The 21977-nt window shown below is 34.1% G+C and carries 26 protein-coding genes and 1 riboswitch; of the genes, 3 read left to right on the forward strand and 23 right to left on the reverse strand.

Annotation, left to right across the window (positions count from 1 at the left end):
• Positions 1-13 precede the first annotated feature (13 nt).
• From ACMGE6_RS03990 to ACMGE6_RS04015, 6 genes are all read right to left on the reverse strand, one after another.
• Positions 14-892 carry an ABC transporter ATP-binding protein gene (locus ACMGE6_RS03990; RefSeq protein WP_414054523.1) on the reverse strand — a complete coding sequence of 293 codons (879 nt, stop codon included), beginning with the start codon at positions 890-892 and terminating at the stop codon, positions 14-16.
• The gene (locus ACMGE6_RS03995) at positions 885-1871 is read right to left on the reverse strand and encodes an ABC transporter ATP-binding protein (protein WP_414054524.1); all 987 of its coding nucleotides are present in this window, start codon (positions 1869-1871) and stop codon (positions 885-887) included. Before ACMGE6_RS03995 ends, ACMGE6_RS03990 begins: the two co-directional genes overlap by 8 nt.
• Positions 1872-2810, reverse strand: a complete 939-nt coding sequence (locus tag ACMGE6_RS04000; RefSeq protein ID WP_414054525.1) for an ABC transporter permease — start codon at positions 2808-2810, stop codon at positions 1872-1874.
• Positions 2811-3734 carry an ABC transporter permease gene (locus ACMGE6_RS04005; RefSeq protein ID WP_414054526.1) on the reverse strand — a complete coding sequence of 308 codons (924 nt, stop codon included), beginning with the start codon at positions 3732-3734 and terminating at the stop codon, positions 2811-2813. It lies immediately after the preceding gene.
• A gap of 90 nt (positions 3735-3824) precedes the next feature.
• Positions 3825-3928: riboswitch (SAM riboswitch) on the reverse strand.
• Positions 3929-4059: 131 nt separating this feature from the next.
• Positions 4060-5130 carry a butyrate kinase gene (gene buk, locus ACMGE6_RS04010; protein WP_414054527.1) on the reverse strand — a complete coding sequence of 357 codons (1071 nt, stop codon included), beginning with the start codon at positions 5128-5130 and terminating at the stop codon, positions 4060-4062.
• Positions 5127-5960: a phosphate acyltransferase gene (locus tag ACMGE6_RS04015; protein WP_414054528.1), complete on the reverse strand. Its 834-nt coding sequence runs from the start codon at positions 5958-5960 to the stop codon at positions 5127-5129. Before ACMGE6_RS04015 ends, buk begins: the two co-directional genes overlap by 4 nt.
• 368 nt (positions 5961-6328) lie before the next feature.
• On the opposite strand from ACMGE6_RS04015, the gene ACMGE6_RS04020 reads away from it, so the two are divergent.
• Positions 6329-7630: a PepSY-associated TM helix domain-containing protein gene (locus ACMGE6_RS04020; protein WP_414054529.1), complete on the forward strand. Its 1302-nt coding sequence runs from the start codon at positions 6329-6331 to the stop codon at positions 7628-7630.
• Between the two features lie 60 nt (positions 7631-7690).
• Here ACMGE6_RS04020 and ACMGE6_RS04025 read toward each other — a convergent pair whose 3' ends face one another.
• The 5 genes from ACMGE6_RS04025 to ACMGE6_RS04045 form a co-directional block, all read right to left on the reverse strand.
• Positions 7691-8044, reverse strand: a complete 354-nt coding sequence (locus tag ACMGE6_RS04025; protein WP_414054530.1) for a DoxX family protein — start codon at positions 8042-8044, stop codon at positions 7691-7693.
• 16 nt (positions 8045-8060) lie between these two features.
• Positions 8061-8540 (reverse strand): cupin domain-containing protein, encoded by a 480-nt coding sequence (locus ACMGE6_RS04030; protein ID WP_414054531.1) that lies wholly within the window; start codon positions 8538-8540, stop codon positions 8061-8063.
• Positions 8518-9027: a pyrimidine dimer DNA glycosylase/endonuclease V gene (locus ACMGE6_RS04035; protein ID WP_414054532.1), complete on the reverse strand. Its 510-nt coding sequence runs from the start codon at positions 9025-9027 to the stop codon at positions 8518-8520. The genes ACMGE6_RS04030 and ACMGE6_RS04035 overlap by 23 nt, the downstream gene beginning before the upstream one ends.
• Positions 9005-9415, reverse strand: coding sequence for a hypothetical protein (locus ACMGE6_RS04040; RefSeq protein ID WP_414054533.1), 411 nt, complete (start codon positions 9413-9415; stop codon positions 9005-9007). Before ACMGE6_RS04040 ends, ACMGE6_RS04035 begins: the two co-directional genes overlap by 23 nt.
• Positions 9416-9510: 95 nt before the next feature.
• Complete coding sequence (locus tag ACMGE6_RS04045; RefSeq protein WP_414054534.1) at positions 9511-11244, reverse strand: pyruvate oxidase; 1734 nt, start codon at positions 11242-11244, stop codon at positions 9511-9513.
• 189 nt (positions 11245-11433) lie between these two features.
• Between ACMGE6_RS04045 and ACMGE6_RS04050 the strand changes: the two genes are divergently transcribed.
• Positions 11434-12387, forward strand: a complete 954-nt coding sequence (locus tag ACMGE6_RS04050) for a 2-hydroxyacid dehydrogenase family protein (protein WP_414054535.1) — start codon at positions 11434-11436, stop codon at positions 12385-12387.
• A gap of 58 nt (positions 12388-12445) precedes the next feature.
• Here ACMGE6_RS04050 and ACMGE6_RS04055 read toward each other — a convergent pair whose 3' ends face one another.
• The 9 genes from ACMGE6_RS04055 to ACMGE6_RS04095 form a co-directional block, all read right to left on the reverse strand.
• On the reverse strand, positions 12446-12949 hold the full coding sequence (locus ACMGE6_RS04055) for an LURP-one-related/scramblase family protein (protein WP_414054536.1): 504 nt from the start codon (positions 12947-12949) through the stop codon (positions 12446-12448).
• 66 nt (positions 12950-13015) lie between these two features.
• The gene (locus ACMGE6_RS04060) at positions 13016-13279 is read right to left on the reverse strand and encodes a hypothetical protein (protein ID WP_414045278.1); all 264 of its coding nucleotides are present in this window, start codon (positions 13277-13279) and stop codon (positions 13016-13018) included.
• Between the two features lie 18 nt (positions 13280-13297).
• Complete coding sequence (locus ACMGE6_RS04065) at positions 13298-14206, reverse strand: hypothetical protein (RefSeq protein WP_414054537.1); 909 nt, start codon at positions 14204-14206, stop codon at positions 13298-13300.
• Positions 14207-14359: 153 nt separating this feature from the next.
• Positions 14360-14932, reverse strand: a complete 573-nt coding sequence (locus ACMGE6_RS04070) for an alpha/beta hydrolase (RefSeq protein WP_414054538.1) — start codon at positions 14930-14932, stop codon at positions 14360-14362.
• 39 nt (positions 14933-14971) lie between these two features.
• Entirely contained in the window at positions 14972-15931 is a 960-nt protein-coding gene (locus ACMGE6_RS04075; protein WP_414054830.1) for a ring-cleaving dioxygenase, read from the reverse strand.
• 237 nt (positions 15932-16168) lie between these two features.
• Positions 16169-16633, reverse strand: coding sequence for a hypothetical protein (locus ACMGE6_RS04080; protein WP_414054539.1), 465 nt, complete (start codon positions 16631-16633; stop codon positions 16169-16171).
• Between the two features lie 4 nt (positions 16634-16637).
• Entirely contained in the window at positions 16638-16829 is a 192-nt protein-coding gene (locus ACMGE6_RS04085) for a helix-turn-helix transcriptional regulator (protein ID WP_414054540.1), read from the reverse strand.
• A gap of 263 nt (positions 16830-17092) precedes the next feature.
• Entirely contained in the window at positions 17093-18439 is a 1347-nt protein-coding gene (brnQ, locus tag ACMGE6_RS04090; protein WP_414054541.1) for a branched-chain amino acid transport system II carrier protein, read from the reverse strand.
• A 192-nt stretch (positions 18440-18631) separates the two neighbouring features.
• Positions 18632-18967, reverse strand: coding sequence for a hypothetical protein (locus tag ACMGE6_RS04095; protein WP_414054542.1), 336 nt, complete (start codon positions 18965-18967; stop codon positions 18632-18634).
• Between the two features lie 7 nt (positions 18968-18974).
• Here ACMGE6_RS04095 and ACMGE6_RS04100 point away from each other — a divergent pair, with 7 nt between their 5' ends.
• Entirely contained in the window at positions 18975-19121 is a 147-nt protein-coding gene (locus ACMGE6_RS04100; protein ID WP_414054543.1) for a hypothetical protein, read from the forward strand.
• Between the two features lie 62 nt (positions 19122-19183).
• On the opposite strand, the gene ACMGE6_RS04105 is transcribed toward ACMGE6_RS04100, so the two are convergent.
• The 3 genes from ACMGE6_RS04105 to ACMGE6_RS04115 form a co-directional block, all read right to left on the reverse strand.
• Entirely contained in the window at positions 19184-19555 is a 372-nt protein-coding gene (locus tag ACMGE6_RS04105) for a hypothetical protein (protein ID WP_414054544.1), read from the reverse strand.
• Positions 19556-19750: 195 nt separating this feature from the next.
• Complete coding sequence (locus ACMGE6_RS04110) at positions 19751-21505, reverse strand: ABC transporter ATP-binding protein (protein ID WP_414054545.1); 1755 nt, start codon at positions 21503-21505, stop codon at positions 19751-19753.
• A 45-nt stretch (positions 21506-21550) separates the two neighbouring features.
• Complete coding sequence (locus tag ACMGE6_RS04115; protein WP_414054546.1) at positions 21551-21961, reverse strand: hypothetical protein; 411 nt, start codon at positions 21959-21961, stop codon at positions 21551-21553.
• Between the last annotated feature and the right edge of the window lie 16 nt (positions 21962-21977).

A 21977-nucleotide genomic window follows, 5' to 3' on the forward strand; every position in this document is an offset into this window, starting at 1 on the left:
TCCTCCAGTATATTTAATGTTTTGCAATAAAATGATTATCTTGTACTTGTTCATATCCTGTTACTTCACCATAATCTGGTCTATCTCTTATAATATTTCCATTCAAATGGTCGCGTTCAGAAGGATGATGCACCGGACTAGATTGTATCAAACGCTGAGTATATGGATGTTTTGGATGCTGAAGTACATCCTCACTATCGCCATATTCTAATATCGCCCCATCATACAGCACAATTGTACGATCACAAATATATTTCACAACATTTAAATCATGTCCTATAAATATTAGGGTAAGATTTCTCTTAAATTTTAGTTCTTTTAATAAATTTATGATTTGAGCCTGAATAGAAACATCCAATGCTGATATCGGTTCATCAGCAACAATTAACTTTGGCTGTACAGCTAAACATCTTGCTATTCCCACACGCTGCTTTTGGCCACCTGATAATTCTATCGGATACCTATCTTTAAAGTTTTTTGGGAGACCAACATCCTCTAATAAATCATCAACATACTTATCTTGATTTTCTATTTTCAAATTAAATCCCCTAACACCTTCTAAAATAATTTCTTTTACTGTTAAGCGTGGATTTAATGAAGAATCTGGATCCTGGAATATCATCTGTACAGATTGACGGTACTTTTTCAGTTGCTTCTTATCTAAAGTGCTTATACTTTGATCATTATAATAAACATCACCTTTTTGAAAATCTTCTAATTTAGTTATAAGTTTAGCTATTGTAGATTTTCCGCTACCGCTCTCTCCAACGATGCCTAATATTTCATTTTCATATAAAGAAAAGTTAATATCTTTTAATACTTTGACAGCATTCTTATTTTTTCCTTTATAGAACTTATCAACATGTTGGAATTCTAGTAATGTTTTAACCAAGTTGATCACCTCTCTCAGGAGCATGCAACCAACAAGCAACTTTTTGAGAATTTAAATAATACTCAGGTGGAAATTGCATTCTACATATATTCATTGCATGTTCACACCTATTTACAAATGGGCATCCTTTATCTTTTTCCTCTGGTGTTGGAGGTGTGCCTTCAATAATACTTAGTTTTTCTTTTTTCTCAGTATCTTTTTTTATTAGTGAAGCGAGTAAACCTTTTGTATATGGATGTTTAGGATGGTCGAATATATCTTGAACTTTACCTACCTCAACTAATTTTCCAGCATACATAATTCCAACTTTATCTGCTATTTCAGCAACAACACCTAAATCGTGTGTAATAATGAGTACCGAACCGTTTCGTTTTACTTTATGTTCTTTTAGCAAATGCAAGATTTGTTTCTGAGTCGTGACATCCAATGCAGTAGTAGGTTCATCGGCAATAATAAGTTCAGGGTTTAATGCAATTGCCATCGCAATAAGGACACGTTGTCTCATTCCTCCACTTAATTCATGAGGATATTGTTTCAGACGTGCTTCAGGTAAATTGATATCAACATCTTTTAATAGCTGAATAGCACGTTCTTTAGCATCTTTGCTAGAAATCTTTTCTTTGATAGTGAATATTTCAATTAATTGTTTGCCTATCGTCAAAGTCGGATTTAGTGAAGTCATTGGATCTTGAAATACCATTCCTATATGCTTTCCACGAATTTTTTCCCAGTCTCTTCTTTTATTACGTTTTAAATCCCATGTTGATAATTTAATTTTTTGAGAAGAAACATTTAAACCTGGTGATAACATTCCTGTAATAGCCTGTACTGTTATACTTTTACCACTGCCACTTTCTCCAACCAGTGCAAATATCTCACCTTCATTTACTTCAAAAGAAATATCATCAATGATGTTGAGCACTTTTTTTCGTTTATTACGATTAACACTTAGATGCTCTACCTTTAATAGTGTTGACATTTATTTATCCCCCTTCACTTGCAATGTATCTTGTAAGCCATCCCCAATAACATTGAAGCAAAACATGATTAAAGCAATTAATATAGAGGGGAAAAATAATCTCCACCATTCTCCGCTCAAAATAACACCTAGCGCATCATTAGCCATTGTCCCCAAGCTAGCTGAAGGAGCCTGTATACCTAGTCCAAGAAAGCTTAAAAATGATTCTGCAAATATTGCTGAAGGTATTGTAAATGTCAAATTTACAATGATGACGCCCATAATATTAGGTAAAATATGTTGTTGAATAATTTTAAGATGGCTCGTACCTAATAGTTCTGCTGCTTTTATATATTGTTCTTGTTTTACCTGTAGCACCTGTCCACGAACAATTCGAGCCATACTGACCCAACCGGTTAAACTGAGTGCAATAATCATTGTGATTAGGCCTGGCTTTAGTAACACAAGTAATAAAATAACAATTAATAAGTATGGAATGCCATAAAGCACATCTACAATCCTCATTAAGATATTATCAATTGTGTCACCTAACTTACTTCTTCCTGCAGCATATCCAGAAATGGCACCAACCACGATACCGATGACGATATCAACTAGTGCAGCAATAACACCAATAACTAAGGAAATTCTTACACCTAACCATATTCGTGTAAATACATCTCGTCCTAAATCATCCGTACCAAACCAATGTTTTCCATCAGGAGCTAAATTAGCATCTATCAAACTTTGTTTGCTTCCGCTTTGTCCTGAAATTTGTGGTCCTATTATGGCCATTAATATAATGATTATTAACGTAATAATCCCTATTAACGCAAGTTTATGTCCCAGGAAATCCTGAAAAAATTGTTTTTTACGATTAATATTACGGATAGAAATTGACTTGTTACTCAATACTTCCAGTGGTTGAAATGCACTATCACTCAATATTTTAGTTTCCATTTAGTTCTCCTTTCTTAGCTTGATTCTAGGATCAATCAATCTGTAGCAGACATCTACCAGAAATATCATGATCAACAATACAAAACTATAGAATATTGTCGTGCCCATAATCACCGGATAATCTCTATTAAAAATACTTTCTACAAAATATTTTCCTATGCCCGGTATTGCAAATACTTTCTCAATTACAAAAGTTCCTGTTACAACTGAAGCAAATAAAGGTCCTAGAAAAGTAACTACAGGTAAGAGTGTGTTCTTAATTGCATGCGTCCTAATAATATATGTAAGTGGAAGACCTTTCGCTTTAGCTGTTCTTATGTAATTTGAACTTAGAACTTCAATCATGTTACTTCTAACATATCTTGTTATTATTGCTAATGGTCCTGTAGCTAAAGCCATACTTGGTAATATTGAGTGTTTCCATGAATCAAAATTAGCTATTGGTAGCCATTGAAGTTCAACTCCAAAATATTTTATTAATAATGGTGCTAAAATAAAACTCGGTACAGAGATACCTATTATTGCAAGAATCAAAGCAATAAAATCTATCGTCTTATGCTTATAGATCGCTGCGATTGTTCCTAAAAATATTCCACCAATTAAAGCAATAATAATCGACTGAACCCCAAGCAATGCAGATGGATAAAATCCTTCCGCAATCATGTCATTTACATCTTGATTATCACTTCTAATTGAAGGTCCCAAATCGAATATGGCAATATTTTTCAGATAGATAAAATATTGAATTAGCACTGGTTGATCCAAATGGTATTTTGCCTTCATATTTGCTAATTGTTCTTCTGAAATAGCTTTCGAATCATTAGAAAATGGATCACCAGGAATGGAATGCATAATGACAAAAGTGATTGTGATGATTAACCATAATGTAATAATGAGCTTCAATACTTTCTGTAAAACAACCATTTTTTCCTCCCTCATTGTTATGTATTAATTAAATAAACAAAAAAATTCCCGCAGACAAGAACAAGTCTACAGGAATTCACCTCTAAGTTTGTCTCATCTTTACAACGTTAGTTGCAGGAATTGGCACAGTTTCCGAAAACGGTTCTGTTGCCGAGGTTTCATAGGGCCTGTCCCTCCACCTCTCTGGATAAGAAAATATTTATTTAATTGATTTATATTATCGTTAACGAAATACCTTTTGTCAATAAAATTTCCAATATTTATTAAAATTATTCAAAGCGTATAATTATACAAATATATATTCTTTGATTTTGCGTTTACTTTTTTAGTATATTTTCGCTTCTTCTTCACCTCTAATGACGCGCATTACACCTTCATACAGTGCACTTAATTCTTCCTCACCTGGACTCACCTTTATTTCAGATATCCAACTCACATAAGACTTGATGAAGTTAACAACATATTCTGAATGACTCACACCACCAGTAAGAATGATGCAATCAACTTTCCCTTTCAATACAGCAGCCATTTCAGCGATTCCCTTAGAAATCTGATAACACATACCGTCAAAATATTTCTTTGCATTATCATCCCCACTTAAAGCTTTATATTCTATCGTCTTAATATCAATTTCCCCAAGATAAGATTTCATGCCACCTTGCCCTGCAAGTATTGATTTAACTTTTGGAATGTCCAACTGCTCATCTATTATTTTCTTCGCAAAATCAATCAGCGGTAATCCACCTGTTCTCTCAGGAGAATACGGACCTTCCCCGTCAAATGCATTCACACAATCAACAACGCGACCTGACTGATGTGCACCAATCGAGATACCACCACCTATATGAGTCACAATCACATTAGAAGTAAAGTATTCTTTTCCTGCTTGTTGTAATACTTTTCTTGCAACCGCCTTCTGATTTAAAGCATGAAACACACTACGCCTCTCAATACCTTTAAAACCACTAATGCGTGCAAGCTCATGAAACTCATCAACTACCACAGGGTCTACTGTGTATGCTTTAACACCATATTCGAGTGCTATGTCATTTGCAATAATCGCACCTAAATTAGATGCATGCATACCATATTTACCAGAACGAAGATCTTCTATCATTTCTCCGGTAATAAGGTAAGTTCCTCCTGTAATAGGCTTCATCAATCCGCCACGAGCTACGATGGCTGCAAGATTTCCTGGATGTATATCATTATCTTTAAGAAACGCTCTCAGTCTTGCTTCACGAAATTCAATTTGATCCATGATTGTTTCATATTGACCAATCTCATCAACCGTATACCTAAAAATACTTTCATCTACACAATGATTACTACAATACAATGCAACTTTACTGGAAGTTGAACCTGGATTAATCACTAATATATATTTATCTTTCATAATAATCCCCTTACTTGCTGCATAGCAAAATCTAATGCGTATAGCTTACTTTCAGTAGAATCACTTCTTGAAGTTAGAACTATCGGTACTTTAGCACCTACAATCGTTCCACCAATCACCGCATTACCTATTACTGCAAATGATTTATACAATACATTACCAACATCAATAGAAGGAACAACCAAAACATCCGCATCACCTTTAATTCGCCCTTGATAACCTTTATGTTCTACTGCAGTATTTGAAATCGCTAAATCCAGAGAAATAGGACCTTCAACTATCGCATCTTTTCTTTCATCGAATCGTACGGAGATATTGTGCGCTAATACTGATGAAGGCATTTTTTCATTATATGACTCTGCTGAACTAATCATCGCTACCTTAGGTTGATTCAGACCAATACGGTGACAAACATCAATAACGTTATTAGTAATCTCATACAACTGATTAACATCAGGCGCTATATTCATAGCAGCATCAGTAAGTAAGAAACGTCTATTATCTGGTAAATTAACGAGCGCCACATGAGATAGTACTGACTGAGTACGCAAATTATGTTCTTTCTTGAGTACTTCTTTCAAAACATATCGTGTTTCAACAATTCCTTTCATTAATATTTGAATTTCACCACTCGCTGCCATAGCAACAGATTTTTCAACACTTTCTTCCTCACTACTACATCGTTCATAACTCCACAAACCTTCTGTATCAATATTATCTTCAACATCAAATACAAAAAATGAAATGACATCTTTATATAATTGTTTTGCTTTCTTAACAACCTCTAATATCTCCTGTCTCGATCCACCAGGAATAGCAACTTTAATCATCATAACCTCACCATTTTATTACCTAGTACTAATACTAGATATTATTTTATTTCGATAGTATTTTCTCACATTCAAAATTATATGTAAAGTAAAGGTATATAATAGATAACTATTAATCCTTTTAATTTTCTCCTTAATTTACAACACAATAATAATTGATTTGAATAATAAAATATTACACTTTCAGTTAAGACCATCTAATCAACCAATAGCTACATATCAGTATATAAAAATGTAAAGATTAGATTAGTCCTCACACATACACAAAATTTTCATATTTCTGACTAATTAATTTCACAAACTATTCACTAAATCATTTCTGGGATGTGCTATCATTTAAACATCTTGTGAATAAATGGGGGAAGTTTGTGAAAAAGTATTTTAATAATGTATTTTGGAGATGGCACTTTTATGCTGCAATTTTCATTACACCACTACTCATTACGTTAAGTATTTCTGGAATAATGTACTTATTCTATCCTGAAGTTGAGAACAAAGTGAATCATGATTTATTATTCGAACAGACAATCAAACCAGAACAGTCTTTAAATGATGGAATCGATGACATCTTACAGAAACATCCTGGTTATCATGTCATGAAAATTAGTTTTTTAAAGGGAGAATACAATACTCGTGTTTCGATTATGGGACCAGATGATGCCTCAAAGGTTGTATATTTAGATCATCATAATCAAGTAAAAGGTGAAATTGAGCCTTCGAAACTATTTTCTAATTTCTCGCGTGAGTTACACTCTAATTTGTTAACAGGGAATACATTCATCAACTACTTAGTAGAGGTTGCTTCATGCTGGGCAATATTCTTAATCATCACTGGGTTGTTTATGACCTTCTTTAGAAAGTACATCACAAATAGTACTTCTAAAATTAAACGTAAAAATCAAGCGAAGTTCCATGCGATACTTGGTACTGTATTAAGTATTCCACTTCTACTGATTGTACTGACAGGTTTACCATGGTCTGGATTTATGGGTGCTAAGATTTATGACTTTGCGGTTAACAATTCTATCGTCGGTTATCCTGAATCAGTCAAGACTCCACCGGTTTCAAACAATGAAATCGCCTGGGCAACGCGCGGAGAGCATACGGACTCAAAATCTCACGAAGGTACTCGATTACCTATCACACATATTAATGAGATTGCAAAGGAAGAAGGATTTAAAAAACCATATAGCATTACAGTGCCAATGGATGATAAAGGGACATACGTCTTATCGAAAGCCGCAGGTACAGGAGTGACTGGTTTAGATGCGAATCCACTAGAAGAACGCACTATTCATTTAGATCAATATTCAGGTATGAAACTTGCTATCTTTGATTTCAATGATTACGGACCTTTGGCTAAATTTATTGCAGTCGGTATTCCGTTACACGAAGGAAATCTATTCGGACTTATAAATAAAATCGTTAACCTAGCATTTTTAGTGGGTCTATTAGTGCTTACGTTCTTTGGTATCAAAATTTACTTCATGCGTAAGCAAAAAGGACAGCTATCAACACCAAAAGCACAAAGTTATTCAAAATATACATGGTTCTTTGCAGCCTTACTGTTAATGATGGGAATTCTAATGCCATTATTCGGGGCATCCCTTATAGTTATTGGTATTATTGAGATCATACTACTTATTACTAAAAAGAAATATGCAATATAAAATATTAGAAAAAGAATCGATAGAATGAAATCCAATTCATTCTATCGATTCTTTTTTCACTTATAATGACTTAATCATCTTCATCAATACAAATTGTAATGGTAATCGACCATACAATACTGACTTTGATAACTGTCTATCACCTAATGGAATTTCTTTTCTTGCCATATAAATATTTGCCGGGAATACACCTAATAAAAATGTATTGATTAATTGTTTAGCAATGTCACTTGGTCGTTTAATCAGTAGGTAAATGCCCATTACAAGCTCCATTACCCCGGAAATATAGACAATACTCTTCTTAAAAGGAAGGTATGCAGGGACAATCTTTCTAAAGTTCTGCTCTCTCGTAAAATGTAATACTCCCGCTGTTGTAAATCCTGCTCCTAAAAGAATTCTTAATATTGTTTTCATTTATATTCCTCTTTTCTTATTTGATTTCAGTGAGTGCGTATTTTTCTATGATTGCTTCTAAGTGCGGGTAAGCTTGATGTAACTCTTCTTGAGTAAACAATTCAAATCCTTCAAACGTAAACCCTGGACTAACCATACATCCTACAAAGCTCCATGCATTATCATCTTCCACACTTGAAGCAAATATTGTATTTTTCGGCACTAAAAATTGTGGTACTTCTCCTTGTGCTACATTTAGACCTAGTTTAACCGCTTCATATCTACCATCTGCATGAATCATATGAATCGTTAGGGAGTCCCCACCTTGGTAGTACCATAATTCATCTGCATCAATTCGATGAAAGTGCGAGATGTTCCCTGATTCTAACAAGAAATAAATACTCGAATATAACGGACGATTATGAGTTAATTCTTCTGATCGATAAGTTTCAGTATAATAGCCTCCTTCCGGATGAGGTTGCATTTTCAGTTGCTTAATTAACTGTTCTTTTTGCATTGTTCTTCTCCTTAAATCCATTTATCTTAACACCACATCTTGGTGCTATCTTATCATTCATCCACTTTTCATGTAATAATTGCTCGTATGCTTTAAAGGCATGTTCACCGTTTATTTTATCTGTTCCATATACATAGAACGGTGGTATTGTCTCCTGATTAAATAAATGTCGATGCTCATCAATGATACTTTCCAAGTGTGCAATGTCTGCTTTAAATGTGTCTGAACGTTTACCACCTCTTCGTGTATGCTCTGCATCCATAACTTTGAGCATATTAAAACAATCTAATAAGTACGGATGTCCATTATTATAGATATGCTTTACGATAGGATGACTTAAATATCTCGTGTTCCCTTCAATGATATGCATCTCCGCCAGACAAACACGAATGATTTGATATAGTTCAAGCACTTGCTTAGATAATCTTCTGTTATCCAGAAAGCGTGCTGATGTTTCATGATCTTCACTCACTCTGAATATTTGCATGACCTACCTCTTTTCTTATTAAGATATAAACGATAAGTAAGTATATAACATGTGCTGTCATCCATACGATAAACATTTTAATAGAAGTATGGTACTCATAATATCGAGCAATGTCCAATAATATAAAATAAAGTGCTATAAAGATTGTAATTGCAAATATTATAGGAAGATATAATAACTTTTTCTTATGATAAAGATATTGTAATGTCTTATACAACACAATACTTACCAAAATATGTGGTATCAATTCTATTAATAATGCTACTTTCTTTTGATGTGTAATAAAATCGATATTCAATAGTAAACGTTCTGTTTGTGTATGACAGAAATAATCACCAATAACCAGCAACACGTAAAGTATGCATCCTGTAATGGTCCCTTTAATCATATGTTATCTCCTACATTAATAAATTTTAGTATTAAAATAAAGCAATCGACTTTCATCGATTGCTTTAAGATTGATTTCACTTAAATCCACAATTATTAGAAGAATCTTCTCATAATTGTTTTTAATGGTGGCATTTTTTCTAATTTATTCTCTTCCAATAATGAACGTAATTCAAATTTCGCATATCCTAATGCTTCATCCCAGACAATTTGACCTGGAAGTGGCGCTGCATCTGGATCAACATATGCATTAATAATCACAGGTTTATTAACATCTTTAGCATGTCTGAATGCACCTGCAAGTTCTTCTGGTTTAGTGACAGTAATACCTACACCACCGCAACTTTCGGCGAACTTAGCAAAGTCAATATCGCCAAAATCAATCGCATACTCTAATTCACCGGCAGCTTGTTGCTCATATTTGATGAATGATAATTGTTTATTGTTCAATACGACAACAATCATCGGAAGATTATGATACACAGCAGTTGAGAAATCCTGCATTACCATCGCCATTGCACCATCACCTGTAATTGCAATAGCTTCACGGTCTGGATAAGCGATTTTACTAGCAATTGCACCAGGTAATGCGCAACCCATTGTCCCTAACCAAGGAGAAGTTAAGAAACGGTTATTATGATCTAATCTTAAATAGCGTGTACCCCAAACAGTCGAAGTTCCTACGTCAACAGAGAATACAGCATCATCATCTGCAATCTTCTCAATTTCAGCCATGATACGCTCTGGACGTAATGGTATACTATTATTTTCTCTATCTTCATCTAACCAACTATTCCACTGTTCCATGTTTTCTTTACATGCTTCTAGGAATGGACGTTCCTGCACTACTGGTAATTGTTCATTCAATACAGTTAAGATTTCTTTCGCATCACCGATTAACGGAACTGTTACTTTATGTCGTGATCCAATATTGTCAGGATTATTATCTATCTGGATGCATGGCACATCTTCATCCGGTAAGTAATCAACATAAGGGAAGTTTGTACCTATCATGATTAATAAATCTGCTTCTTTACTTGCTTCAAATGCTGCTTTCGTACCAATTTTACCTAAGTTACCTAACATATTAGGATGCATATCAGGAATTAATCCCTTAGCCGGTAAAGTAACGATTGAAGGTAACTTCGCATGCTCAATAAACTTCACCAGAACATCTTTAGCATTCTTCACACCTGTACCAGCAAGTACAACCGGTTTCTCACTTTGTTCAATTAACTTAATTGCTTCAGCTATTTGATCATTATCAATTGCTGTTGTGTGAACTGGTGGCACAACAGGTTCATTCGTTGTATTATCATCAATTTTCGCTTTCAATAAGTTACCTGGAATAGAAAGCACTGCCACACCTTTTTTGTCGTATGCTGTTTGAATTGCTTCATTTACAACTTCATAAACATTTTCAGCTTGATCAAGTTGTTTATTGTACACAGCAACATCATTAAACATCGCTGTTAAATCTAATTCCTGGAAGTATTTTGTGCCTAATACATCAGTATTAGCCTGACCTACAAGAACAAGTTGCGGAATATTATCCATTTTCGCATCATACATACCATTTAATAAGTGGATGGCACCTGGACCACCAATCGCAATCGAAACTGCAATCTTACCCGTTAATTTTGTATAGTTCGTTGCAGCAAGAGAAGCTACTTCTTCATGACGAACATTATAGAATTTAATCTCTTCTTCCGCTGTTTTTAATGCGTCAATTACTGTATCTATTGTATCACCAGGAATACCATAAACATGGTCAATTTCCCAATGTCTTAATGCTTTTACAAGTGCGTGATTTGCCTTAATTTTAGACAATGTATTCACAATCCTTTCAAATTAATAATTCATCTTGATATACAATACTATCTTTACCCAGTGAGATGAATCATAATCAAATCATAAAAAATTTCCTAATCGAAGGATTCAGACATGTGCGAAGACTTTTGATTATTGTTAAAATATATATGAATAATAATGAATGCATTATATGAGGAGGTACCTTAGATGAAAGTACTTGTAGCAGGAGAAATACCGGAAAAAGGACTTACATTCTTGAAAGAAAATTTTGAAGAAGTTGACGTATTTGAAGGTGAAAAATTAATTTCAAAAGATGAATTAGTTCAACGCATCGCAGATAAAGATGCACTGATTAGTTTACTATCAACTAACGTTGATAAAGAAGTGATCGATGCAGCGCCGAACCTGAAGATTATCGCTAATTATGGTGCCGGATTCAACAATATTGATGGTGAATACGCACGCTCAAAAAATATCGATGTCACAAATACACCGAAAGCATCGACAAACGCAACAGCAGATCTAACTTTCGCAATCTTACTTGCAGCTGCCAGACGTGTCGTGGAAGGCGATAAGGTTTGTCGCACAACTGGTTTTAACGGCTGGGCACCATTATTCTTCCGTGGTCGTGAAGTATCAGGAAAAACGATTGGTATTATTGGTTTAGGGGAAATTGGACAAGCTGTCGCTCGTCGTGCGAAAGGCTTCGATATGAAAATACTTTATACAGGACCTAATCGTCATAAAGACCGCGAAGCAGCAACAGGTGCTAAATATGTTTCTCTTGAAGAACTATTGAAACAATCAGACTTTGTTACAATCAATTCTGCATATAATCCTTCAATGAAACATATGATCGATAAAGCTCAAATTGAAATGATGAAACCAACTGCATACTTAATCAATGCGTCTCGTGGACCTGTTGTACATGAAGCAGCATTAGTGGATGCATTAGAAGCAAAAGTCATTGAAGGTGCGGCATTGGATGTATTTGAATTTGAACCGGAAATTAATGATAAGCTAAAAAAATTAGATAACGTCGTGCTCACACCACATATCGGTAACGCTACATTTGAAGCACGTGATATGATGGCTGACATTGTGACACAAAACGTATACAAAAAATTAAATAATGAAACACCAGATTATATTGTGAACTAAAGTATAAACATTACCATAGGAAAAGAGGAAGCCAAATTTTATGGCTTCCTCTTTATGTTTAATACGCTGATGTTGCAGCAGTGGTATTACCTGCCTGCATGTCGGTATGAATTGTCATAACGACTGCAATGATATGTGCTACATTGGCACTTTCGTCAATGATGTCAATGCCAAACGTATCTCTCCAAGAGAAGTATTTCTTACTAATCTCTGCTACAATACGTCCATTCCCATCTTCAATCGTGTATTCGTAATTCAGGAAATTTCCACGAACGATCCAATCTTCCCCATCAATTAAAAATGTCGGTCGAAATGATAGCATTTTTTTGCGAACTGTAAGTGTCTCATAACCATTGACTAATACGTCCATCGTTGTCGAGAATGCTGTCGCTCTTTGCTTAATAAATGCTAGTTCATTATCATATTGATCTAAGATACGTAACTTTCTACGACCTAGCAAGTCAAGCTGACCTTTAGCAATATACACGACTTCATCATTTTCGTTCATAATCATAAAATCTTGTGTCCATGATAATACTTTTTGCTTCGCATATAATCTCACTATCATCCACTCCTATAATATTGATTTCTATTATAGTATAACCTAAATCTCATTCATAAGTGAAAATTACACTTTCTTAGCTTGTCGTTTTTTATATATTGAATATCCCAATCCGAGCAACGCTATTATCGTCAATGTCGGTTCAAACGAAACAATTAACGCCTGAGTAATCGGCATATGCTTAACGAATATATTAACTAGAAAGACTAAAAAGAATGCCACAAAATAAGCATAGAATATATTCATGAAACTTAAACCTCTTAATACTACAATCAATGTATAACCAAATGCCAAACCTAAAATAATATAGTTAATGTAATCTATGTTCATGTTAATCTCCTTAAGTTATCAATTCTCAAAAATAAATTTCTCATTCTCTATCTTAGTTACTTCATCGCTTCCATACCATACCTGTTTCACGTAAAACTTATCTTCCCAGTTCTTATAAAATGATATATTAATATCCCCATAGTGATAACACAAATCACCCATCGTTATTCCTTCCGTATCTGGTTTACCCCATATTCCTATTAACTGATCCTTACTAATTTGCTGATGCATCTCATAATAAAATTCGATACCTATGAATATATAATCTTCATCAGCCAGTTCTTTTTCACCTTTAAAAACAAATGCAAAAATCTTATTTTTGTAGCGACTCTCATAAGATAGCATAGAAATATATTTTCCACTCGCATAATTTAATAATTCTGTCGGTGTGCCAAGTCTCTTTTCAACATCTTTTCTAGTAATGCCAAAGGGAATGGTTTTGAAAGCGTATATTTTGTCTTTCATAGCTTTTACTACTTTTTTGTTTAGAATATCAGGGAGTTCAATATCATAAACATTGTTAGGTATCGATTTATTGTAGTCTGTATCTATTGCTTTAATCTTTTGTGCCACAAATCTAAAATATTCATTAGAAATCTGGTCATAGTCTGGATGTTCAGCATTCATCATAAATGACTTCATTTCATCGCCATCATCAAAGCCTTGCAACTCTAATATTCTAAATACATGAAAAGCTGCTAATGGGAATGAAGATGGCATCCATATTATTGCATGCTCAAATATAGATGCTGCCATTCTGTGAGATGCTATAGTATCGATGTGTGTTGCAATAGTAGATATTATATAAGCCAAGTCAGGGTTAGCTTCTTCCAGAAAATAATTTGTTACCTCTCCCTCATTGCATTCTCTGACAAAATCTCTTAACGGTTCAGGTAATTGGTTTATCAATATATTTACTGCATCCATCTCATTAACCCCAATTTCTCAGTTTAGTTTAAAGGTTATAATAAATATTATAACAATTTCATACATATAATACACATTTGCCTAAAATTTAAAATATGGAAAACACGAAAATAACCCTAAAATATCATCTGATATTTTAGGGTTATTGATTTCCTACATTAACTTTTCCTTTAATTGCACTAACTCTTCCTGTGTAACTTCATGACCACCGTTAAACACCATGAAGTCAACGTCATCAAATGCAGATTTAAATTGATTTTCTAATGATTTTGATTGTTCAGGTGTTACCATAAAATCAGTAGCGCCAGTTGTAATAATCACTTTCGTATCACGTTTCGCACCACTTACATCATATTTTAAATCTGATGGATGCATCAACACTGCCGTATCCATCTCAAACCCGTTTTCCAGGAAACCGATAATAAAGTTCGCACCATTTGAATAACCTAGGAATGTAATCTTATCGTATACTAAATTCAGTCCATTGATCACTTCAGTCACACGTCGCACAGCATCGTTATATGCATTACGATCCATCTCACCATTAACAAGCGGCGGGAAGAATCGTCTACTCATCGCACCTCCGCTGTTACCTTCAAAGCTTAATATATCACGTCCGGGAAGTAATTCACCTGCTAATCCTACTAACTGATATTCATTGCCACCTGTACCATGAAATAATACTACTAATTCATTTGAATCGTTCTTTTGATAAAAGTAGTTCATATCTTTCTCCTTTGATTTTATTATCACTTAGTCTTTTTACTATTTACTTCTTACTGTATCAATATGTCTTACTTGTCCCTCTATATATTCACGTTGATTTTCTAAAAATGGTGGTAATGATAATTTCTCACCTAATGTTTGATAAGGTTCATCCCCCATAAATCCAGGCCCATCCGTCGCAATCTCAAAAAGAATCGGCATTGCTAGTCTTGCGTATAAAGATTTGAAGAAGAATCGATCAACAAATCCTGAGTTAGGTAAGTTATAAGACTCTAAACGATCTATCCAGGCTCTTAGTTCAGTTTCATCTGGCACACGGAATGCGACATGATGAATTGTACCGTATCCTTGATAGGCCGTTCTGCTCGTAGTGTCATCCACTATAATAACTGACGCACCATTCCCACCTTCGCCAGTTTCAAATAGGTGGTAGTTCCCTTCAGATTGTGTCTCTTTAAATAGATATACCGCTTCAAACGCTGACTTAAATGCCGTAAACTGATTTACAGTGATAAATACTGGACCTAATCCATAAATTCCAAACTCCTCAGGTACCGGTCCATTTTTCCAGGGAACGCCTGGTGCAACGCCATTATCATTTTCATCAGAAATAATTTGATATAACTGTCCGTCAAAGTCTTCAAAAGGTAATATCTTTCTTCCGAACATTTCAAGAATACCGTCATTCTTCACATTAAACGACTCGAAGCGCTCTAAGAAATATTCAACCGCTTGATCATTTGGCACTCTAAAAGAAGTTCTGGCAATTTCATTGGTACCATGTTGACCTTTCGATACCCCTTTAAAATCAAAGAATGTCATATCTGTTCCTGCATTACCTTCGTCATCTGCAAAGAACAAATGGTATGTATTTATATCATCCTGATTAACAGTTTTCTTAACAAGTCTCATTCCTAACACTTCATTAAAGAAATCATAAATTTTCTCGGCACTACTTGTGATTGCTGTTACGTGATGTATCCCTGTTAACTGTTTAATATTGTTCATATACTTTCACTCCGTTTCCTTAATAATTATATTTAGATATAATTATTATACTTAGTACATTTAATATACTAATAAATTCTTCATTTTACAATACTTTAGAAGTGAATAGTGAGACTATAAATTATGACGCTTATTTTCTATTAAGAAATTCATATCATATAGTTTATAAATTTTAAATTATCCCCATGAAAATAAGGATGCGATATATAGTTTATATCGCATCCTTATTTAATCTAATTCCTTATTTTTCTCATATGATTTTCGTAAAGACACATAATCAAATAAAATATAAAATCCTGTAAATAATAACGGCATGAAAATAAAGTCGATACCTTCACTCCAGTTATGTGGAATTCCTCTTACAATTAGCATTGCTAAACCAAAGAATAATCCACTAAATAACGCATGAACCATAACTTCTTTCCTTGTTCTTCTGTACTCTTTCTCAGTACTTACTTCTGTGTGCTCCATTCCAGACAAAATATAACGACCATAAGGATAACCGATTAATAACATAGGGCATAAAAATAATATTAGTTCTATATTAATATTAAAATGCATAAAATAATATAATGTCATCGCTATGAATAATAGAATTACATTGATTACTAAAGCTTCAGCCATAAAATATAACATTCTCGTTTTTTTATATTCATCACTTGGTAACAAAGCGTTCAAAAAAGATTTCGTCATTTTATTACTCCTCCCAAAATAATTGATCTAAAGTCTTATCAAGCGCCTTTGCAATTTCTATACACAAATTGAGACTTGGATTATACTCACCTTTCTCTATTAAACCTATTGTTTGTCTCGTTGCCTTAACTTTCTTTGCTAATTGTTCTTGTGTTAATCCAATTTCCATTCTTGCGAACTTTATTTTATTAATCATTTCATCACCTAATGCAATATATATATTACTTTTGTTAACTATATATTACATATAATTGTAAAAAAATTCAATAAAAATTGCTCACCTCATAAAAAAAGTATCCCGCACAATGTTTGGGATACACAAAATAAGCCTATGATTAATAGACGATCAACATATAGACAGACTTATCCCGATAATTCAAACATTGTGCAATTCAATTTGCGTGTGTTTTCATTATCGAATAATCATCTCTATATATTGATGCCTTCTTTAATATTTGTCTATATTCTAACAGGTTTCTTAAGTTTATACAAAATAAATCCAATTGCAAAACCTATCAGTGCAGGTAATACCCAACCCATACCAATATCAAAGAACGGTAAGTACTTTGCACCGAAGTTCGTTAGACCTTGACCAAATCCTGATTTTGAAAGAAATGCCGGGCTTGCTTTAACACCATCTATAAGTGCAGCAATCATCGTTACAAATGTTGTCCATTGGTATACTGTTTTAGAATTGTTGAACAGACCACTTACTAACGTTAATAAAATTAATGTTATTGCCAAAGGATATAAGAACATTAATACAGGAATTGAGTATTCAATAATCTTTGTTAATCCAACATTCGCTAATGTAAATGAAACGATACTTACGATTGTAGCGATCATTAAATAACTACGTTTCGGAAATAGCTCAGTAAATGTTTCAGAGAACGCTGTAATTAAACCAATCGCCGTCTTGAGACAGGCTACGATAATGATTAAAGAAAGCAGGATAATTCCGTAATTCCCCAGGTAATATTGCGCTACTTGACCAAGGGCAATACCACCGTTCTCACTGACTTTAAATTGACCTAAACTCATCGTTCCCATCACAGCAAGTAATGTATAGATGAGTGCCATTAGTAACACACTGATAAATCCTGATTTAATTGTTTCTTTAGCAATCTGAGTCGGACTTGTAATCCCCATCTTTTTGATAGTTGTTACAATGATAATACCAAATGCAAGTGACGCTAAAGCATCTAGAGTGTTATAACCATCAATGAAACCTTTGAGTAGTGCACCATTTTGATATTCTGGTTGAATTGGTGCATCTAATCCACCCATTGGTTTAATAAATGCTAATAAAAATAATACACCTAATAATAATAAGAACAGTGGATTTAAGAACTTACCGATATAGTCTAAGATCTTTGAAGGTCTTCTTGCAAAGAACCATGCGACAAGAAAGAATAATAAACTAAAAATAAATAAATAAAGACGTATACTCTCTTTTGTAATAAACGGTGTAAATGCAATTTCAAATGACGTTGTTGCAAGTCGTGGCAATGCAAATAATGGTCCGATTACTAAATATAATGCAATCGTAAAAAAGTAAGCATATGACTTATTAATGCGAGATGCGACCTCAAATAAACCATTTGTTTTGGAAATACCAATAGCGATAATACCTAAGAAAGGTAGACCAATTGCAGTGATTAAAAATCCTAGATTGGTAATAAAGACGTTGGCTCCACTTGTTTGCCCAAAATGAATAGGGAAAATTAAGTTTCCAGCTCCAAAAAACAAACCAAATAACATTGAACCGATAAAAATATTCTCTTTCAGCGAAAGCTTTTTCTCCATCGTATCTCCTCCTTTTAAAAATTGTTTGAAATTTCAATTAACTATATAGATTTTTTCATTATAACATTGAAATTTAAGTGTGTGTATAAAAAAATAAAGTTCAAGAATTTTTATTTCTTGAACTTAAATCATGCTACAGAATATTTAATAGCATATAGATTAGAGTCATTCCATTTTCAACTTCATTATTATTTACTTCTTGATGGTTACTAAACCATTTTTTATATGTACAGTATCTCCTCTATGAATTGCTTCATACACTTCTTTTGAAACGACATATAGCCTTTTCTTCCCATTGTGCTCCACTTCAATTGTATAGGCTATATCATTCTGTAATAATTGTTTAATAATGTCACGTTGATGATTGGTGCTATGTGCTGAACCATAATATGTTCCGTAGAAAATATGATTATTAACATATTGATGATGTGCAGCTCGATATTGAACCGGATCTTTAAATTTACTCTTTAGCGAACGCGCAAGAGTTGCCGCTCTTGTCGCGTTAATACTTTGATTTCTTGAAGTCATACTACTCATGCGAGAAGTAGTATTCATTCTGCTTACAGCATTAATTCGTGACGCATTCAACGCTGCATTACTAGATCTTGCACTAGAACTAGTGGAACTACTCGAACTACTTGTCGTCGAGCCACCTTTAGTTCCTCCGGCTTCTGTAGAATGAGTATGAATGAATAAAATTGCTATGATACATATTATTAGTTTATATACTTTCATATATTTCACCTACTTCACAACTGATTTACTCTCAACTTTAGCATCAAATTCCCCTTCATTATCAAAGATAATATATGGCTGTCTAAAAATATGGACTTCTTTCTCTTCAATTAAAGCATATGGTTTAGCTTTTTGATTCTTTAGAATATGTTCTGTTACATTCTCTGTATCAAAACGCTTTGTTTCTAATTTATCTCCCTTTTTATAACCCACTTCCATCGACATCGTCTCATCATCACCATTATTTAATACTTCAGCATAAACTAAGTCGTATTTTTTAACTCCTTCTTCTCCTTCTTTAGGTGCTCTATTTTCTTTTTCGTTATCATCACAACCACTAAGTAGTATTGCGAGAATTAAAAATATTATTAATTTTTTCATGCTTTTCTCTCCTTTAGAAATTATTAACAAAGAAATATTTATCATGTACCTATCATAATAAAATCTCACAAACATTGTAAAGGAAATAAATACTAATATGGGATTTTTTGAGCGATTCTTGAATCTTGTATTTAAAAATCCCATCACTGGCTTGTAAAACAGTGATGGGATTTTTCATAATATTACTTGTAACAACTAACTCACAATCTGCTCTTTCACATAATCTCTATACAAGACGTGTGACTGAATAAGTTCTTGATGCGTGCCTGATCCTGTAATGGTGCCTTGTTCTACAAAGTGGATTTCGTCAGCATCTACAATGGTTGATAAACGATGTGCAATAACCAGTGTTGTTCGTCCTTGCATTAACTGGTTTAATGCACGCTGAACTTGTTCTTCCGATTGTGAATCCAGTGATGCTGTCGCTTCATCCAGCATGAGTATTTTGGGATCACGCAGGAATGCTCTGGCAATTGCAATTCTTTGTTTCTGTCCACCAGATAACTTAACACCACGTTCACCAATTTCAGTATCTAATTGCTCCGGAAAATTTTGAACAAACGACGATGCATAAGCAAGCGATAACCCATGCCACAAATCTTCATCGCTCAGTATTCTATCTAAGCCGTACTGTAAGTTATCACGAATAGTTCCTGCAAATACAGCACTATCTTGTGATACAAAGCCGATCTGACTTCTCCATGAATGCAACGCTACATCAGAAATATTTGTGTCACCAATGCTTATTTTGCCATCTACCGGCTCATAAAATCTTTCAAGTAATGAGAAAATCGTTGATTTACCGCCACCACTAGGTCCAACAAAAGCTACCACTGAATTTTCACGTGCTTCAAAAGATACATCCTGTAATACTGGTCGATTTGCTTCATAGTGAAATGATACTTTATCAAATCGAATGGTCTTACCTGATACATCCTGGATAACGCCATGTGTAAGTTGTTCTGCATGCATCTCCATCAACTGCACAACACGTTCCGTTGCTCCCATGGCTTTTTGCAATTGTGAAAAGAAGGTGGCAAAACTTCCTACCGGCATCATAATATTAAATAAATAGAGTAGAAACGCAACAAACTGCCCACTCGTTAAACTACCTTCCTGAACACGTACTGCACCGTAACCTAAAACAACAACAAACAATCCAATCATCGCCGTCATCATAATGGGTTGCAGCATCGCCTCGACTTTAGCATCCTTAAGCCCAAGCTTAAAGACATTCATAATTAAATTACGTCCTGATTGCTGCTCAAAGCGCTCACCATTGCTTGACTTAATTAATCGTATTTCAGATAATTTTTCACTCGCATCTGCATTAAATGCAGCGGTTGCCGTCTGTAATTCTCGTCCAATCTTTGACATCATTCTTCCGATTGGTACCATTATCAATCCAATAACAGGAACCGCCAAAAACATTAATCCTGCCATTTTCCAGTCCATAATCAATAAGATGATCATTGAGCCGATTAACTGTATTCCACCGGCAATAAAGTTTGGAAAGTGTGACGTCATAAGTTCTTTGATGACAGTTGTATCATTAACTAATCTGGAACTTGTTTCTCCGGACTTATGATTATCATAATATGTCACAGGTAAAGTGATTAAGTGGTCCCATAACTTTTCACGTAGACTTTTAACGGTATGTTCACCACTATATCTGAGTAAATAACTCCCTAACGCACCAAATGCTAATTGTGCTACAAAAGCGAGTACCAGCATGAATAATAACGACATGTTCATCTCTGATATACGGCTCCCGTCCACTAAATTCTTTGTGAGTTGAGGAACCACTAATGCTGCACCACTCGTGAGCAACGTAAAAAGCATACCTATTAAAAATATCTTCTTTTTAGGATTAATACTACTCACAAACTTTACAAACTCTTTTAACCTAAACTGACGGTCAGGTATTATCTCTTTTTCATTTTGTACCATAATCTTCTCCACTTAAAAGTTATCATTGCTTTCTTTTTTCATTCATTATATTTCTCGATTCACTACATTTAAAATGCGTATCAATTGATCTTCCAGAATATCTAAATTCTGTCTAAGTGTTTTAAGTTCTCCGTGCACCCTTGCATCAGTAAAGATATTATCAAACCATACATCTAACAGCTCATCCTGAGTAGAATCAGAAATACGTAAGTCAACATCAAGATTAATATCTTTCAATTCCTGGACTGCTACATTCAAGTTGTTTTGCAATTCACTCACCAGTTCATTGATTTGCTTAATTTTTCTTCGTTTAAAGTAACTATTAAACGCACTGCTCCCTAACATATCAAACCAACTCCAGGCATTCGCATCATTCATTGGTTCCTTTAATCTATTAAGATTATCCAGTGCTAATTCCAACGCTTGTTTCGCTTCAATATACTCTGTATGGTTCATTGTAATCACTCCTAAT

The organism is Macrococcus equi (assembly GCF_047426745.1).
GTDB lineage: Bacteria > Bacillota > Bacilli > Staphylococcales > Staphylococcaceae > Macrococcoides > Macrococcoides equi.

What these genes read in the sequence shown, in the direction of transcription:
- ACMGE6_RS04080 (WP_414054539.1), bottom strand. Translation starts at nt 16,633, where the DNA reads ATGACGAAATCTTTTTTGAACGCTTTGTTACCAAGTGATGAATATAAA.
- ACMGE6_RS04060 (WP_414045278.1), bottom strand. Translation starts at nt 13,279, where the DNA reads ATGAACATAGATTACATTAACTATATTATTTTAGGTTTGGCATTTGGT.
- ACMGE6_RS04040 (WP_414054533.1), bottom strand. Translation starts at nt 9,415, where the DNA reads ATGATTAAAGGGACCATTACAGGATGCATACTTTACGTGTTGCTGGTT.
- ACMGE6_RS04085 (WP_414054540.1), bottom strand. Translation starts at nt 16,829, where the DNA reads ATGATTAATAAAATAAAGTTCGCAAGAATGGAAATTGGATTAACACAA.
- ACMGE6_RS04095 (WP_414054542.1), bottom strand. Translation starts at nt 18,967, where the DNA reads ATGACTTCAAGAAATCAAAGTATTAACGCGACAAGAGCGGCAACTCTT.
- ACMGE6_RS04015 (WP_414054528.1), bottom strand. Translation starts at nt 5,960, where the DNA reads ATGATTAAAGTTGCTATTCCTGGTGGATCGAGACAGGAGATATTAGAG.
- ACMGE6_RS04065 (WP_414054537.1), bottom strand. Translation starts at nt 14,206, where the DNA reads ATGGATGCAGTAAATATATTGATAAACCAATTACCTGAACCGTTAAGA.
- ACMGE6_RS04005 (WP_414054526.1), bottom strand. Translation starts at nt 3,734, where the DNA reads ATGGTTGTTTTACAGAAAGTATTGAAGCTCATTATTACATTATGGTTA.
- ACMGE6_RS04110 (WP_414054545.1), bottom strand. Translation starts at nt 21,505, where the DNA reads ATGGTACAAAATGAAAAAGAGATAATACCTGACCGTCAGTTTAGGTTA.
- ACMGE6_RS04025 (WP_414054530.1), bottom strand. Translation starts at nt 8,044, where the DNA reads ATGAAAACAATATTAAGAATTCTTTTAGGAGCAGGATTTACAACAGCG.
- ACMGE6_RS04115 (WP_414054546.1), bottom strand. Translation starts at nt 21,961, where the DNA reads ATGAACCATACAGAGTATATTGAAGCGAAACAAGCGTTGGAATTAGCA.
- ACMGE6_RS04035 (WP_414054532.1), bottom strand. Translation starts at nt 9,027, where the DNA reads ATGCAAATATTCAGAGTGAGTGAAGATCATGAAACATCAGCACGCTTT.
- ACMGE6_RS04050 (WP_414054535.1), top strand. Translation starts at nt 11,434, where the DNA reads ATGAAAGTACTTGTAGCAGGAGAAATACCGGAAAAAGGACTTACATTC.
- buk (WP_414054527.1), bottom strand. Translation starts at nt 5,130, where the DNA reads ATGAAAGATAAATATATATTAGTGATTAATCCAGGTTCAACTTCCAGT.
- ACMGE6_RS04070 (WP_414054538.1), bottom strand. Translation starts at nt 14,932, where the DNA reads ATGAACTACTTTTATCAAAAGAACGATTCAAATGAATTAGTAGTATTA.
- ACMGE6_RS04100 (WP_414054543.1), top strand. Translation starts at nt 18,975, where the DNA reads ATGCGAGAAGTAGTATTCATTCTGCTTACAGCATTAATTCGTGACGCA.
- ACMGE6_RS04105 (WP_414054544.1), bottom strand. Translation starts at nt 19,555, where the DNA reads ATGAAAAAATTAATAATATTTTTAATTCTCGCAATACTACTTAGTGGT.
- ACMGE6_RS04030 (WP_414054531.1), bottom strand. Translation starts at nt 8,540, where the DNA reads ATGCAAAAAGAACAGTTAATTAAGCAACTGAAAATGCAACCTCATCCG.
- ACMGE6_RS03995 (WP_414054524.1), bottom strand. Translation starts at nt 1,871, where the DNA reads ATGTCAACACTATTAAAGGTAGAGCATCTAAGTGTTAATCGTAATAAA.
- ACMGE6_RS04000 (WP_414054525.1), bottom strand. Translation starts at nt 2,810, where the DNA reads ATGGAAACTAAAATATTGAGTGATAGTGCATTTCAACCACTGGAAGTA.
- brnQ (WP_414054541.1), bottom strand. Translation starts at nt 18,439, where the DNA reads ATGGAGAAAAAGCTTTCGCTGAAAGAGAATATTTTTATCGGTTCAATG.